A 14,289-nucleotide genomic window follows, 5' to 3' on the forward strand; every position below is an offset into this window, starting at 1 on the left:
GCTAGGCGGCCGCCTCCAGTCCGCGTGGCAGCTTGAACGCGACCGTCTCGCGGTTCGTCTCGACCTCGCGCTCCGTCACCGTGAAGCGCTCCGACAGCCGGTCGACCAGTTCGCGGACCAGCAGTTCGGGCGCCGACGCGCCAGCCGTGATGCCCAGCGTGCCTACGCCGGCGAGAAAGTCCCAGTCGAGCTCACTCGCGCGCTGGATCAGCATCGCAGGCGTCCCCTCGCGTTCAGCGACCTCGACCAGCCGCACCGAGTTGGACGAGTTCGGCGCACCGATCACCAGCACCGCATCGACGCTGTGCGCGATCGCCTTTACCGCGGTCTGGCGGTTCGACGTGGCGTAGCAGATGTCCTCGCCACGTGGCGGCAGCATCTGCGGGAAGCGGCGCTGCAACGTCGCCACGACGGCGGCGGTGTCGTCCACCGACAGCGTCGTCTGGGTGAGGAAGGCGAGGTTGGTATGATCGATCGGCATGAACACCTCGGCGTCCTCGACCGTCTCGATCAGCGACATCGCGCCCGCCGGCACTTGCCCGAACGTACCGATCACCTCGGGGTGCCCGGCATGGCCGATGAACACGATATGCCGACCTTGCGCGACCAGCCGCTCGGCCTGACGGTGCACCTTCGACACCAGAGGACAGGTCGCGTCGAGATATTCGAGCCCGCGATTCTGCGCGTCGAGCGGCACCGACTTGGGCACGCCGTGCGCGGAGAACACGACCGGGGCGCCATCGGGCACCTCGTCCAGTTCCTCGACGAAGATCGCGCCCTGCGCCTTCAGCGTGTCGACGACGAACTTGTTGTGGACGATCTCGTGGCGGACGTAGACCGGCGCCCCGTGTTTCTCGATCGCCAGTTCGACGATCCGGATCGCGCGGTCGACGCCTGCGCAAAAGCCTCGGGGTGCTGCGATCAACAGTTCGAGCGGCGGCTTGTCGATTGGGCTCATGATGCCACGCCTCTACGCGATTGCTTGCCTGGACGATAGCCGGTTCCTATGGTGCGCCGCGACAGGGGCCGCTTGCGACATGCGGTGGCCCTTTCGCTCGTTCGAGAAGGTAAGCGTCGCCGTGAAAGCCCCTATCCTAGCCGTTTCTGCGTGTGCGATCTTGTTGAGCGGGTGCGCCGGCAAGGGTGAAGTCGATGCGACCGGCGGCATTTCCGCAGTCCGTTCGGTCTGCCCGCCCGTGGCGATCCCGGCAGCGACCGGCGACATCACGCTGTTCGACCCGGTCACCAGCCGCGACCAGTCAGCGATCGACGTCGTCGCCTTCATGACCAACGTCCGCTCGACCTGCGCCGATGCGACCGATCAGGTCGTCACCAACGTGACGTTCGACATTCGGGCCCGCCGCAGCCGTACCGAAGCAGCGCGCGACGTGACGCTGCCGTATTTCATCACCGTCGTGCGGGGCGGCAGCGCGGTCGTCGCCAAGCGCATCGGCCGGGTGGCATTGCACTTCGACGCCGGCCAGGCGCTGGCTTCGGCGTCGGGCACGACGACTGCGACCGTGTCACGCGCTGCGGCCACCTTGCCGGAAGACGTTCGGGAGAAGCTGACCCGCCGGCGCAAGGCAGGCGATCAGGACGCTGCGGTCGATCCGCTGAGCACGCCGGAAGTGCGCCAGGCCGTGCTGCGTGCGAGCTTCGAGGCGCTGGTCGGGTTCCAGCTCACCGACGATCAGTTGAAGTATAACGCCACGCGCTGAGCGCGTCGGGGGGGCTATCGCCCACGGCATTGCCGGAACGAAGTACGGCCCCCTCTTCGCATGAAGAGGGGGCCGTAATCTTACTTGTCGCTTCGGACCAGTTCGGTCGCGGCGAGGTGCTCTGCCAGGAACCACACCTGCGGTTCGTGCGTGCGAATGATGTTGCTCACCAGCAGATCGTTGGTGCCGTCGTCGCCCGATTCGTCGGCAGCTTCGGCGCCTTCATGAGCCTGACGCAGGATGATCTCATGCGCTTCGAGCAGGCGCGCAAGCTGCGTCGGGACGTCTTCGCGACCCTTGGGCGGGCGGGGAATCGTCGTCATCTCCGCGACATCGTGCGACATCGCGATCGAGATACCGCCAAGTGCCATGATGCGTTCGGCGACGAGATCTACGAGAGCAGCCTGCTCTTCGTAGTGCTTATCGAGCAGCAGATGCAGTTGGTAGAAGGTCGCGCCCGACATCTGCCAGTGATGCTTCTTGTACATGTCGCGGATCGTCATCGTGTCCGCTAGCACCTGGTTCAGCGTCGCGACGCTCTGGGCGCGGGCATTGTCCTCAAGTGCGATCGGGAGTTTCTTCAGCGTCCCATAAGGCTGGATTTCGCGATATTCGACCTTGTACTGTGGCTGTGCCTCGACCGACACATCGGTGTCCGTCTTGATCAGCTTCGCGGGTTTCTTCGCCATTCGGAATTCCTGTCTGTTCGGGTGAACTCGACCGGCATAACGCACGAACGGACGGATCGACAGCAGATCAAATCCTCGTTCAGCGTGATCGCGAAAACCGCCCCGCTCTTGACTGGACGGCGTCGGCGAAGGAAGCGGGCGCGGTAAACGTGTTGGGAGTTGAGGATGACGGAAGCACCGCTGGTCGCAGGTATCGAACTTGGCGGCACCAAATGCATCTGCATTCTTGCGCGCGGACCCGACCAGATCGAAGAAACCGTGCGGATTCCGACCACGCGCCCCGAAGAGACGCTGGCCGCGATCGAGGCAGTGCTGGACCGGTGGAGCGGGTTCGTGGCGATCGGTATCGCGAGCTTCGGGCCCGTATCGATCGATCGCCATTCGGGGGATTACGGCCATATCACCTCGACGCCCAAGCCGGGTTGGGCCGGGACCGATATCGCGGGACGGCTGAGCCGACGTTACGGCGTGCCCACGGGCTTCCATAGCGACGTGGTCGGCGCGGCGTTGGCCGAGGCGTTTTGGGGCGCGGCGAAGGGTTTGCCGGATATCGCCTATGTCACGGTCGGCACCGGGGTCGGCGCCGGCATGATCGCGGGCAACCGTCCGGTCGATGGGCTGACGCATTCCGAACTCGGCCATATCCGCCCCGCTCGGTTCCAGGGCGACGACTGGATCGGCAATTGCCCGTTCCACGGCGCGTGTATCGAGGGACTGGTCGCGGGACCCGCGATCGCGGCACGGATCGGATTTCCCGCCGACGAAGCGCCTGCCGAGCATCCGGTCTGGGACAACGTCGCGGACGCGCTGGGGCAGCTTTGCCACACGCTCGTGCTCACCGGCATCCCGCGCCGCATCGTGATGGGCGGCGGCGTGATGGGGGCATCGCATCTGTTCCCGCGTGTCCGCGCGGCGATGACGCGGAGCCTCGGCGGATACATCACGCTACCCGAGGTCGCGCTCGTCGATACGTTCATCGTGCCGCCTGCGTTAGGCAACAACGCCGGGCCGCTTGGCGCAATCGTGCTGGGCGCTCAAGCACTTGGACATAAGTTACAAACATCGTTCACAGCGTCTTAACTGCTTTAGGTTACTATCCTTCGTAACGATGAAGGCACTTGGCGTACCGCAAGGCACGGATGCGGTGGCCAGTGAGGAACTGTATCGATGCGCATTCTGATCGTGGACGACGAGCCAGCGATGCATGACAGCTACCGGCGCAGCTTCGCCGGTCAGCGATCGGAGAGCGGCGAGGCGCTTGGCGCGATGGCGGCCGACCTGTTTGGCGGGAACGCCAGTGAGCTCCGCCGCGGGGACATCGCCGGCTTCGTGCTGACGCATGTGCATCAAGGGCTGGACGCGGTCGCGGACGTCGCGCGGGCGTTGGCGGACGGCGAACCGTTCGCGGTCGCGTTCATCGATATCCGCATGCCACCCGGTATCGACGGGCGCGAGACGGCGCAGCGTATCCGGGCGCTCGACCCGGAGATCAACCTCGTCATCGTCACCGGATTTTCCGATTTCTCGCCGATCGAGATCAGCAAGGTTGCAGGACCTGCCGACAAGATCTTCTACATCGCAAAGCCGTTCGAGGTCGCCGAGGTCACCCAGACCGCGACGGCGCTTGCGAAACGGTGGGAAATCGATCGCGAGTTGAAGGCGGCCCGTGTCACGCTGGCCGCGCAGGTTGTTCAACTCGAAGAGCAGAGCGCCGAGCTTGCCGCGAACGAGAGTCGCGCGGTGCATATGGCGACGCATGACTCGCTGACCGACGCGCCGAACCGGCTCGCGTTCCTGCGCGCGCTGGCCGAACGAACGCGCGCGGCGGGGCTGTTCGCGACGGTCATGGTGGATCTGGATCGCTTCAAGCTGGTCAACGATACGCTTGGCCATCTGGCGGGCGACGCGCTGATCCGCGAAATCTGCGCGATCCTGCAGCGATCGGCGCCGGCGGGTGCATTGGTCGCGCGGCTTGGCGGGGATGAGTTCGGCATCCTGTTCGAGACGTCCGGCGAGGCGGCGGGCGTCATGGCGTGCGAGCGGGTCGTCGCGGCGTGTTCGGTCAGCCTGCAGGTGTTCGGCAATTCGGTGCAGGGCGGCGCGTCGGCGGGTGTGGTGGTCAGCGAGGGCGGGCAGGGCCGCGATCCAGTCGACGTCATGCGACGGTCCGACCTTGCGCTCAACGATGCCAAGCGCGGCGGTCGCGGCATCGTTCGCCTGTTCGACGAGAGCATGGACGAAGGCATCCGCTTTCGCCGGCGGGTCGAGGGTGGGCTGAGCCAGGCGATTTCGAAGGGCGAACTGAGTTTGGTCTATCAACCGATCGTGTCGCGCGACGCGGTCGAGGTGATCGGTTTCGAGGCGCTCATCCGCTGGAACACCGACGAATATGGCGCGATGAGCCCGAGCACGTTCATTCCGATCGCCGAGGAATCGAACCTGATCCACGAACTGGGCGACTGGGTGCTGGGCGAAGCGCTCGACGTCCTGAAGCAATGGCCTGGCCAGTATGTCTCGGTCAATTTCTCGCCGCGCCAGTTCCGCCGGCACAATTTCGTCGGGCACATCATGGAGAGCGTCGAGCGCGCCGGGATCGAGCCTGCGCGATTGCAGATCGAGATCACCGAAACCGCGATTTTCGACGATGCCGAACGCGCTGCGGAAACGCTCTACAAGCTACGCCAGATGGGCTTCCGGATCGCGCTCGACGATTTCGGAACGGGCTATTCGAGCCTCTACAACATCCGCAAGTTCGCGCTCGATTGCCTAAAGATCGACCGCTCGTTCATCGATGGGATGGGTCGGGAGCGCGAAAGCGCGGCGATCGTGCATTCGATTATCCACCTCGGTCGCGCGCTGGGACTCGGCGTGATTGCCGAGGGGGTCGAGACCGACGCTCAGGTCCAGGCGCTCAAGCTGGCTGGAGCGAGCCATTTTCAGGGGTATTTCTACTCGCGACCGGTTGCGGCGGATGTCGCACTCGGCATGGCAAACGCGCGCTATCTCGGCGGCGAAGACGATGTGGCGGGTGACGGACCGACGGCACCGCGGCAATTGGGCAATGGAATGCTGAACTAGTGCCGACGGTCGGCATGGGTCGCGTTCCGGCGACGCTGGGGCGGCAATTCGGCAAGATGCGGCGGCCTGCATCGCTCGGTGCGAAACTCGTGCTGATCATGACGGGCGTCGCGCTGTGCGGAACAGTCGCGATCACGGTGTTGCTGGCTTCGATCATCACGCCGAGCTTTACCAAGCTGGAAGACGCGGCGATTGCGGGGCAGGGCGAACGGACGCGTGCGGTGCTGACCAGATACGCTGCCGGGGTCCAGGCGGAAGCGCGAGATCGCCGCGATGCAGCGGGGTTATCCGAGGCAAGGCTTGCGTCTGGTAGTCGCGCTAAGCCTGTGACGCGATCACTCCCTGCCGATGGCGTTGCCGAGATCGCAGCAAACGGCCGTATCGCTGACGCGCGCTGGAACGGACCGCTGGGTTCGACCTCGTCGCAACAATGGACTGATTTGCTCGATCGTACGGACTTTGCGCACGTGCTTGGCCGGCGTCGGTCGGCGCGGTTCTATACGCGGCTGGGGAATAGTGTCGCAGCGGTAGGTGTCGCGCGAATGGCGGCGGCAAGCGGCGCGAATATCGGGCAGGGCTATATCGCGGTCGCGCGCGTGATAACCGCTAAGCAGATTTCCGAAGCTTTGGGTGTCGATGCGACGTTAGACGTCGGTTCCAGCAGTTCGGGGGTGGCGTCCTATCGAGGGTCGAGAGCGGCAATTGCCGTGCCCCTAATCGGAGCCGACGGACGCGCCGTGGCGACGACCCGGTTTGCCGTGCCAAGTGATGCAACGCGGCTCGGCAGGCGCGTGCTGGTGTTTGCGATCGCAGGATCGATCGTGCTTCTGCTGTTCGTGCTCATCGTGCTGCGTCGCCTCATTGCGCAACTCGTGCTGCGTCCGTTGCTGCGCATCGAGAACCATATGCGTCGGGTTCGCGCGTCGGGATCGCTTGCGCTGCTCGACGAGGACGAGCGGCGCGATGAGATCGGTTCGCTCGGGCGCAACTTCAACGCGATGTTGCAGCAATTGAAGGATCTGCGTGAACAGATCGGCGTGCAGTCATTCGATCTCGGGCGGAGCGAAAGTGCGGTGGCGGTAATGCACAACGTCCGCAATGCGCTGAACCCGATCAGCACGATTCTCAGCCGCGAGATCGCGCAGGTGCCGCCAATCGACCGCGCTACGCTCGACCGGGCGATCGAGGAACTCGCGCGAGGCGATGTTTCCGACGACCGCCGCCAGAAACTGGCCGCGTTCGTCACCGCGGCGATCGACGCGGACGCCGCCAACCGCGAATCCACCCGTCATGAACTCAGCATCGGCCGCGAGGCGATGGGGCATGTGCTGGAGATCATCGGCCAGCAGCAGCAGGGCGCGCATGAACGCCCTGCGCTGAAGATATGCGACGTCACCGCGATCATCGCGCGCAACGCGACGATCGTCCGTTATCTGGACGGCGCTTCGATCGCGTTCGGATTTCCTGCGGGACCCAATCTGGTCATGGCGAACCGGCTGATCCTGAGCCAGGTGATCGGCAATCTGTTCGCCAATGCGGCCGAGTCAATCGTCGCGCGGGGAACCGGCAGCGGATCGATCGTTACCGCTATCGAGCAGGTCGACGGCCGCGTGACGATCGAGATCCGCGACGACGGCGAGGGGATCACGCCCGAGGTCGCGGCGACGCTGTTCCACCGCGGCTTCTCCACGCGTGCGCATAAGTCTGGCGGTCTGGGGCTGCACTGGTGTGCCAATTCGGTGAACGCGATGCAGGGTTCGCTGCGTCTGGAGAGCGAAGGGCCGGGGCAGGGCGCGGTTGCGATCCTGACGCTGCTGGCGCCTGATGCGGGGGGCGTCGACCTCGGGTGAGGCTACAACAGGCTTGGCTGCACGTCATCGTCCTCGCCCATGATGCCCGACAACGTCAGCCCGAGCAGACGCACGCCGTCCGGCACGGGCAGTTGCGCCATCAGCAGGTCGAGGCCCGCCGCCAGGAATGCGGCCTTGTCCGTGACCGGTGCCTGTGACGATCGTGCACGCGTGATCGTGCGGAAGTCGGCGTGGCGGAGCTTGAGCGTGACCGTGCGACCGCGGGTGCCGTGCCGTTCGATCCGCACCCATGCCGCATCCGCCACCCGGTGCAGCGCCGCGCGCAGATCCTCCGCGGTCGTCAGGTTCGTCTCGAACGTCCGTTCCGCCCCGACCGACTTCGCGGCGCGGTCGACGCGCACGGGCCGGTGATCGATGCCGCGCGCCGCACCGTAGAGATAGTCCGCATAGCTGCCGAAATGCGCCTGGAGGAACGCGAGCGTCATGCCGTAGAGGTCCGCGCCGGTGAGGATGCCGAGCCGTTCCATTTTCTGCGCGGTCACCGGCCCGACACCGTGAAATCGCTTGACCGGCAGCGACTGGACGAACGCCGCGCCGCGCTTCGGCGTGATGATGCAGATGCCGTCGGGCTTGTTCTGGTCCGAGGCGAGCTTTGCGATGAACTTGTTGTAGCTGACCCCGGCGGACGCGGTGAGGCCGGTATCCGCCTTGATCCGCGCGCGGATTTCCTCCGCGATCGCGGCTGCCGTGCCGAGCCCGCGGATGTCCTCGGTGACGTCGAGATACGCCTCGTCGAGCGACAAGGGCTCGATCAGGTCGGTATAGTCGGCGAAGATCGCGCGGATGCGGTCCGAGACTTCGCGGTACACGTCGAACCGGGGGGGCACGAACACGAGATCGGGACATTTTCGGATCGCGGTGACCGACGGCATCGCGCTGCGGACACCGAACGCTCGCGCCTCGTAGCTCGCGGCTGCCACCACGCCCCGCGCACGCGATCCGCCGACCGCCACCGGGCGGCCCTTGAGCGAGGGATCGTCGCGCTGTTCGACCGACGCGTAGAAGGCGTCCATGTCGACATGGATCACCTTGCGCTGCGCCGGCGGCTGGGTAGGAGGAGCGGCCATCGTCCCCTCAGATAGGGCGGCAACGCACGGCTATACAGGGCGTTTACGCAACCAAACCGCGCGCCACGCATATCAGTCGGCAACGGACGAAGGGATACCGATGCAGGTTGGGACGGAGTGCTGGCGGATCGAACGCGCCGAGCGGATGGCGGTGATCGTCGATGCGGCGGACTATTTCCGGACGGCGCGCGTCGCGATGCTGGGGGCCAAACGCCGCATCCTGCTGATCGGCTGGGACTTCGATGCGCGCATTTCGCTCGAGCCCGGCGTCGATCGACCCGGCGAACCCAAGACGCTGGGCGCGTTCATGCACTGGCTGGTCGAGCGCGAACCCGAACTTGAGATCTTCGTGCTGCGCTGGGATACCGGGGCGATCAAGTCGCTGTTCCGCGGGTCGACGCTGTTCACGATGATCAAGTGGATGCGGCACAAGCGGATCCATACCAAGCTCGACGGGCATCATCCGACCGCGGCGTCGCATCACCAGAAGATCGTCATCATCGACGATGCGCTGGCGTTCTGCGGCGGGATCGACATGACCGGCGACCGCTGGGACACGCGCGAACACCGCGACGGCGATCCGCACCGCGTCCAGCCGTCGGGCAAGCCGTACAAGCCGTGGCACGACGCGATCAGCGCGGTGGAGGGCCCCGTTGCGCACGCGCTGGGCGAGTTGTTCCGTCGTCGCTGGCGACTGGCGGGGGGCAAGCCGATGGCAGCGGGCGTGCCGGGCGGGACGTTCTGGCCGAAGGGGCTTGCGGTGGATTTTCACGACGTCGACGTCGGCATCGCGCGGACCGAGCCGGAGATGTCGGACCAGGCGCCGGTGTACGAAAGCGAGGCGCTGTTCCTGGGACAGATCGCCCGCGCGAAGAAGCATCTGTATATCGAGAGCCAGTATTTCGCGTCGCGGAAAGTGGCGGAGGCGGTGGCGCGGCGGCTCGACGAGGCGGCCGGGCCGGAGATCGTCATCATCAACCCGACCGTGGCGCAGGGGTGGCTGGAGCCGCTGGCGATGGACACCGCGCGGGCGCGGTTGATGGAGGCGCTACACCGGCGCGACACGCATCGGCGGCTGCGGATGTATCATCCGTACACGAGGGACGGCGCGCCGATCTATTGCCACGCCAAGATTCTGATCGCGGACGACGACGTGTTCCGGTTGGGATCTTCGAACGTCAACAACCGGTCGCTGCGGCTCGATACGGAGTGCGACCTGGCGATCCAGGCTACCGACGCTGCGACCTCGAAGGCTGTTGCGGCCATCCGGGATGGGTTGATGGCGGAGCATCTGGGCGTCGCGGTGGAGGTGGTCAGTGCGATGATCGCCGAGACCGGCTCGTTGATCGAGACGATCGAGGGGTTGCGTCAGGAGCGGGAGGGCGTGAGCAAGACGCTTCGGTGTTACGAGGTGCCCGACCTGACTGCGGTCGAGGCTTGGCTGGCGGATAACGAGGTGCTCGATCCGGAAGGCCCTCAGGAGATGTTCGAGTCGCTCAGCAAGCGGGGGCTGTTCCGGCGGTGGCGGCGTAAGACTTAGGGCGGATTTCAGTATCCTCCCCCGCAAGGGGGAGGTGGCGCCGTAGGCGACGGAGGGGGAGGATGCACAACCGACGTTTCGCTTTCCTCCCCCTCCGTCTGGCAAGGGCCAGCCACCTCCCCCTGGCGGGGGAGGATGAGATGGGCAGCTTGGCACCCCATAACTAGGAATAAATAGGAAAGGCCGCGGCACCCCCCGATGCCGCGGCCTTCGTGCTCCCGAAAACTGGGGAGTTACGCGACCTGGGATTCGAGCACTTCGTCGGGTTCGCGCAGCACGTAGCCGCGACCCCAGACGGTCTCGATGTAATTCTCGCCGTCGCACGCGAGGCTGAGCTTCTTGCGGAGCTTGCAGATGAAAACGTCGATGATCTTCAGCTCGGGCTCGTCCATCCCGCCGTAAAGGTGGTTGAGGAACATTTCCTTGGTCAAGGTCGTGCCCTTGCGGAGCGAGAGCAGCTCGAGCATCGCATATTCCTTGCCGGTCAGGTGAACGCGGCTGCCATTGACCTCGACCGTCTTCGCGTCGAGATTGACCGCTAGCTTGCCGGTGCGGATGACCGACTGGCTGTGCCCCTTCGAGCGACGGACGACGGCGTGGATGCGCGCGATCAGTTCCTCGCGGTGGAACGGCTTGGTGACATAGTCGTCGGCGCCGAAGCCGAAGCTCCGTACCTTCGAGTCCATCTCGTTGACGCCCGACAGGATCAGCACCGGCGTCGCGACACGGGCGACACGCAGGCGCTTGAGCACGTCATAGCCATGCATGTCGGGCAGGTTGAGGTCGAGCAGGATGATGTCGTAATCATACAGCTTGCCCAGATCGAGGCCTTCTTCCCCGAGATCGGTGATGTAGACGTTGAACCCTTCGGTCGTCAGCATCAGCTCGATAGCCTTGGCCGTCGTCGGCTCGTCCTCGATCAGCAGCACTCGCATGCGTCGTCCCCTCTTCGCAAGACCGTCCGACACCCCATGCCAGCCGCTCGACTTCCATTCATTAACCACACAACATCTGAAGGCAAAAGGTTAATTTCGGACTAAGGTTGACGCGACGAATCGGTTGGATCGCCGCCGAGCAGTTGAATTCTTTACAAATCTTCGGTCGGAGGGCTCGGCGTCAGGTCGGGGCCGAGCAGCGTCCGGTGGACCGTCTTCGGGATATCCTCGCCGAGAACCTCACGCAGATACAGGCTGCGGACGAGCGTGAAGATCACCACCAGCAGCGCCGCTGAGAAGAACAATCCGAACAGGCCGAAGATCGTACCGATACCGATGATCGCGAAAACCGTGATCGCGGGTGGGATCGAGATCACGCGGTTCTGCACGTACGGCGTGATGAAATTGGTCTGGACGAGCCGAACGACGGCATAGGTGACGAGCGTGCCGACGATCGACGAGGTCCCTTGCGTTGCGGCAAGTCCTAGAGCGGGGATCATCGCCGCGGTGGGGCCGATATACGGAATGAATTCGGACAATCCGGCGAGCAGGCCGAGCGCGGCCGCGCTGGGGACGCCCGACAACCAAAGCCCGATGCCGACCAGGATTCCCATCGTCGTCATCAGGATCAGCGACGAGCCGAGCCACAGCCGGAGCGTCGAGCCGACGTCGAACAGCGCATCCTCGACCGCGGCACGCTTCGAGCGCGGGATCAGCAGCAGGAAGCCGCGTTCGTACACCTTGGGGTCGGCGGCGAAGAACAGCGCGCCGACCAGCAGCAACAGGCAGTTGAGCACGAGCTCGCCAGCGCCCGTCACGAGTCCACCGACATCCTGCGCGACCTTCGACCCGGCATAGGCCTGTTGTACGGCGTCGACGAGCTTCGCGCCGACCGCGCTTTGCGAGAGATATGCGGCGAGCTGGTCGAGCAGCGCCGGTGTCTGGGCGATCAGGACGTTGACCTGGCTGCGGAACTGCACGCCGAACAACCACACTAGGAACGCGATGACGCCGAGCACGGTGGCGATGCCGAGGCCGAGCGCGGGCTTGCGTGGGACGCGGAGATGGTCGCGGTAGAGATCGGCGATCGCGTGGATGACGATCGCGCCGAGCATCGACCCGAAGGCGAGGATGAGCAGGTCGCCGGCCTTGTAGAGTGCCGCGACGACCGCGACGATCACGATGGTCAGGATGACGCGGCGGATGAAGCGCGAATCGTCTGCATCGGGGGCCAGGCGGTTCACGCTGCGGCCCGCCGAAAAGCTGGAAGTTCACAAAGTGCACACGCTGGCGCGGTTTGTGCGGACTGTGCACTTTCGGCTTTTGGAGCCGATCCGAGGCTGGCTTGATGGCGGTTTTGCGAGGAGGGCGGGGCGATCATCTTGCGACCGTGGCAGATCGTCGCAGCGTAGGACAGCCGTTCCAAAGACTTAAGGTGCGTTCCGGAAACGACACTCGCTGATCCTCCCCCGCAAGGGGGAGGTGTCGCCGAAGGTGACGGAGGGGGAGGACACGGAACAGAGGTTTCCCTTACCTTCCCCTCCGTCTGGCAAGTGCCAGCCACCTCCCCCTGGCGGGGGAGGATTGTAGAATGGACGTCGGTTTAACTTACAGCGCGAGGTCGGGGCTGCGGTCGGGCTTTACGCGCATGGCCGCGGGGCGTGGGTTGGCTGCGATGCCGACCGTGGGCGAGGGAATCGCGAGTTGCAGCGTGTCCGCGGTTGATGCCCAATGCTCGGCTAGGACGTCCGGGGTCTCGTTGAGCATCACGCCGTAGGTCGGCACGATCTCGCGGATCTTCGCCTGCCAGCCGGCGGTGGCGAGGTGGTTCGGGAACACCTTCTTCAGCAGGTTGAGCATGATCGACGGCGCGGTGGAGGCGCCCGGCGAGGCGCCGAGCAGCGCGGCGATCGAGCCGTCCTTCGACGCGACGATTTCGGTGCCGAGGCGCAGCACGCCGCCCTTTTCGGGATCGCGCTTGATGATCTGGACGCGCTGGCCCGCCTGCCACAGGCGCCAGTCGCCGTCCTTCGCACCCGGGAAATACTCGCGCAGGGCATCCATCCGGTCGCTGTCCGACATGATGAGCTGGCCCGCGAGATATTCGACGAGGTCGAAATCGTCCCAGCCGACCGCAAGCATCGGCCGGAAATTGTCGAGCGTGACCGACGCGGGAAGATCGAAATACGAGCCTTCCTTGAGGAACTTGGTCGAGAAGGTCGCGAACGGGCCGAACAACAGCGCCTGCTTGCCGTCGAGGAAGCGCGTGTCGAGATGCGGCACGGACATCGGCGGCGAGCCGACCGCCGCCTTGCCGTAGACCTTGGCGAGATGGCGGTGCGTGATTTCGGGCTTGTCCGCGACGAGGAACGAGCCGCCGACCGGGAAGCCGGCATAATCGTCGGCCTCGGGGATGCCCGACTTCTGGAGGATCGGCAGCGCGCCGCCGCCTGCACCGGCGAACACGAAGCGTGCCTTGATCACCTGCTTCTCGTCGGTCTTCATATCGCGCGCGGTGACACGCCAGCGCGCCTTCTTGCCGCCGATCGTCTCGCGTTCCAGCGAGCGGACCTCATGCCCCGTGGTCAGCGTGAAATTGTCCTGCTTGGCGAGCGAGGCGATGTACTGGCGCGTGACCTCGCCCCAGTCGCAATCGGTGCCGAGCGGCGAGCGCGTCGCGGCGAGCTTGGTGCCGGGCGCGCGGCCCTCCATCATCACCGGCACCCACTGCGAGATCTGCTTCGGGTCGGTGGTGAATTCCATCCCGGAGAAGAGCGGGCTCGCCTGGAGTGCGGCGTGGCGCTTTTGCAGGAAGGCGACGTTGGCATCGCCCCACACCAGATTCATGTGCGGCGTCGAATTGATGAACGAACGCGGGTTGGCGAGGATGCCGGTATCGACCTGATGGCTGAGGAACTGGCGGGTGACCTGGAACTGTTCGTTGATCTCGACCGCCTTGGCGATCTCGACCTTGCCGTCGGCCTTGTTGACCGGCGTGTAGTTGAGTTCGCACAGAGCGGAGTGGCCGGTGCCAGCGTTGTTCCAGCCGTTGGAGCTCTCGTCGGCGACCTTGTCGAGGCGTTCGACCATCTCGATCGTCCAGGTCGGCTCGAGCTCGCGCAGCAGGACGGCGAGCGTGGCGCTCATGATGCCGCCACCGATCAGCAGGACGTCGACGGTCCGCTCGATGGTCGCGGCGTCGGCGTGCGCGATCGGCAACGCGACTGCACCGCCGGCGACGATCGCCGAGCCGAGCAGGTTGCGCCGGGTCACGCCGGTCTTGGTTTCTGGAGAGATCGTGTCGTTAGCGTCAAACCGCATGGTCATGCCTATTCGTTTCGGCATGGTCCGCTGTCCCGACACAGGCCGAAGACGACGAGAATCCATGACC

The 14,289-nt window shown here is 65.1% G+C and carries 11 protein-coding genes; 5 read left to right on the forward strand and 6 right to left on the reverse strand.

Going from position 1 to position 14,289, the window contains the following annotated elements; all coding sequences use genetic code 11:
- Nucleotide 1: 1 nt before the first annotated feature.
- The gene (gene ispH, locus C8J25_RS11205; protein WP_107954495.1) at nucleotides 2–958 is read right to left on the reverse strand and encodes a 4-hydroxy-3-methylbut-2-enyl diphosphate reductase; all 957 of its coding nucleotides are present in this window, start codon (nucleotides 956–958) and stop codon (nucleotides 2–4) included.
- Nucleotides 959–1,037: 79 nt separating this feature from the next.
- Here ispH and C8J25_RS11210 point away from each other — a divergent pair, with 79 nt between their 5' ends.
- On the forward strand, nucleotides 1,038–1,718 hold the full coding sequence (locus tag C8J25_RS11210; protein WP_244187006.1) for a hypothetical protein: 681 nt from the start codon (nucleotides 1,038–1,040) through the stop codon (nucleotides 1,716–1,718).
- Between the two features lie 80 nt (nucleotides 1,719–1,798).
- Here the strand turns inward: C8J25_RS11210 and C8J25_RS11215 are convergent, their stop codons facing one another.
- Nucleotides 1,799–2,407 (reverse strand): Dps family protein, encoded by a 609-nt coding sequence (locus C8J25_RS11215; RefSeq protein ID WP_107954496.1) that lies wholly within the window; start codon nucleotides 2,405–2,407, stop codon nucleotides 1,799–1,801.
- 165 nt (nucleotides 2,408–2,572) lie between these two features.
- Here C8J25_RS11215 and C8J25_RS11220 point away from each other — a divergent pair, with 165 nt between their 5' ends.
- From C8J25_RS11220 to C8J25_RS11230, 3 genes are all read left to right on the forward strand, one after another.
- On the forward strand, nucleotides 2,573–3,487 hold the full coding sequence (locus C8J25_RS11220; protein WP_056488750.1) for an ROK family protein: 915 nt from the start codon (nucleotides 2,573–2,575) through the stop codon (nucleotides 3,485–3,487).
- Between the two features lie 87 nt (nucleotides 3,488–3,574).
- The gene (locus C8J25_RS11225) at nucleotides 3,575–5,485 is read left to right on the forward strand and encodes a putative bifunctional diguanylate cyclase/phosphodiesterase (RefSeq protein ID WP_107954497.1); all 1,911 of its coding nucleotides are present in this window, start codon (nucleotides 3,575–3,577) and stop codon (nucleotides 5,483–5,485) included.
- Between the two features lie 14 nt (nucleotides 5,486–5,499).
- Nucleotides 5,500–7,335 carry a sensor histidine kinase gene (locus tag C8J25_RS11230; RefSeq protein WP_244187008.1) on the forward strand — a complete coding sequence of 612 codons (1,836 nt, stop codon included), beginning with the start codon at nucleotides 5,500–5,502 and terminating at the stop codon, nucleotides 7,333–7,335.
- Between the two features lie 2 nt (nucleotides 7,336–7,337).
- On the opposite strand, the gene dinB is transcribed toward C8J25_RS11230, so the two are convergent.
- Nucleotides 7,338–8,423, reverse strand: a complete 1,086-nt coding sequence (dinB, locus tag C8J25_RS11235) for a DNA polymerase IV (RefSeq protein ID WP_107954498.1) — start codon at nucleotides 8,421–8,423, stop codon at nucleotides 7,338–7,340.
- Between the two features lie 100 nt (nucleotides 8,424–8,523).
- Here dinB and C8J25_RS11240 point away from each other — a divergent pair, with 100 nt between their 5' ends.
- Nucleotides 8,524–9,963: a phospholipase D-like domain-containing protein gene (locus tag C8J25_RS11240; RefSeq protein WP_107954499.1), complete on the forward strand. Its 1,440-nt coding sequence runs from the start codon at nucleotides 8,524–8,526 to the stop codon at nucleotides 9,961–9,963.
- 233 nt (nucleotides 9,964–10,196) lie between these two features.
- Here the strand turns inward: C8J25_RS11240 and ctrA are convergent, their stop codons facing one another.
- From ctrA to mqo, 3 genes are all read right to left on the reverse strand, one after another.
- Nucleotides 10,197–10,898 carry a response regulator transcription factor CtrA gene (ctrA, locus tag C8J25_RS11245; protein WP_056064964.1) on the reverse strand — a complete coding sequence of 234 codons (702 nt, stop codon included), beginning with the start codon at nucleotides 10,896–10,898 and terminating at the stop codon, nucleotides 10,197–10,199.
- A gap of 152 nt (nucleotides 10,899–11,050) precedes the next feature.
- Nucleotides 11,051–12,142: an AI-2E family transporter gene (locus C8J25_RS11250; RefSeq protein ID WP_107954500.1), complete on the reverse strand. Its 1,092-nt coding sequence runs from the start codon at nucleotides 12,140–12,142 to the stop codon at nucleotides 11,051–11,053.
- A 364-nt stretch (nucleotides 12,143–12,506) separates the two neighbouring features.
- Nucleotides 12,507–14,225, reverse strand: a complete 1,719-nt coding sequence (gene mqo / locus C8J25_RS11255; RefSeq protein ID WP_107954501.1) for a malate dehydrogenase (quinone) — start codon at nucleotides 14,223–14,225, stop codon at nucleotides 12,507–12,509.
- Between the last annotated feature and the right edge of the window lie 64 nt (nucleotides 14,226–14,289).

The organism is Sphingomonas faeni, from assembly GCF_003053745.1.
In the GTDB taxonomy this organism is placed as follows: domain Bacteria; phylum Pseudomonadota; class Alphaproteobacteria; order Sphingomonadales; family Sphingomonadaceae; genus Sphingomonas; species Sphingomonas faeni.

Coding starts and splice junctions, on each gene's coding strand:
- ispH (WP_107954495.1), bottom strand. CDS start 958: ATGAGCCCAATCGACAAGCCGCCGCTCGAACTGTTGATCGCAGCACCC.
- C8J25_RS11210 (WP_244187006.1), top strand. CDS start 1,038: ATGCGGTGGCCCTTTCGCTCGTTCGAGAAGGTAAGCGTCGCCGTGAAA.
- C8J25_RS11215 (WP_107954496.1), bottom strand. CDS start 2,407: ATGGCGAAGAAACCCGCGAAGCTGATCAAGACGGACACCGATGTGTCG.
- C8J25_RS11220 (WP_056488750.1), top strand. CDS start 2,573: ATGACGGAAGCACCGCTGGTCGCAGGTATCGAACTTGGCGGCACCAAA.
- C8J25_RS11225 (WP_107954497.1), top strand. CDS start 3,575: ATGCGCATTCTGATCGTGGACGACGAGCCAGCGATGCATGACAGCTAC.
- C8J25_RS11230 (WP_244187008.1), top strand. CDS start 5,500: ATGGGTCGCGTTCCGGCGACGCTGGGGCGGCAATTCGGCAAGATGCGG.
- dinB (WP_107954498.1), bottom strand. CDS start 8,423: ATGGCCGCTCCTCCTACCCAGCCGCCGGCGCAGCGCAAGGTGATCCAT.
- C8J25_RS11240 (WP_107954499.1), top strand. CDS start 8,524: ATGCAGGTTGGGACGGAGTGCTGGCGGATCGAACGCGCCGAGCGGATG.
- ctrA (WP_056064964.1), bottom strand. CDS start 10,898: ATGCGAGTGCTGCTGATCGAGGACGAGCCGACGACGGCCAAGGCTATC.
- mqo (WP_107954501.1), bottom strand. CDS start 14,225: ATGACCATGCGGTTTGACGCTAACGACACGATCTCTCCAGAAACCAAG.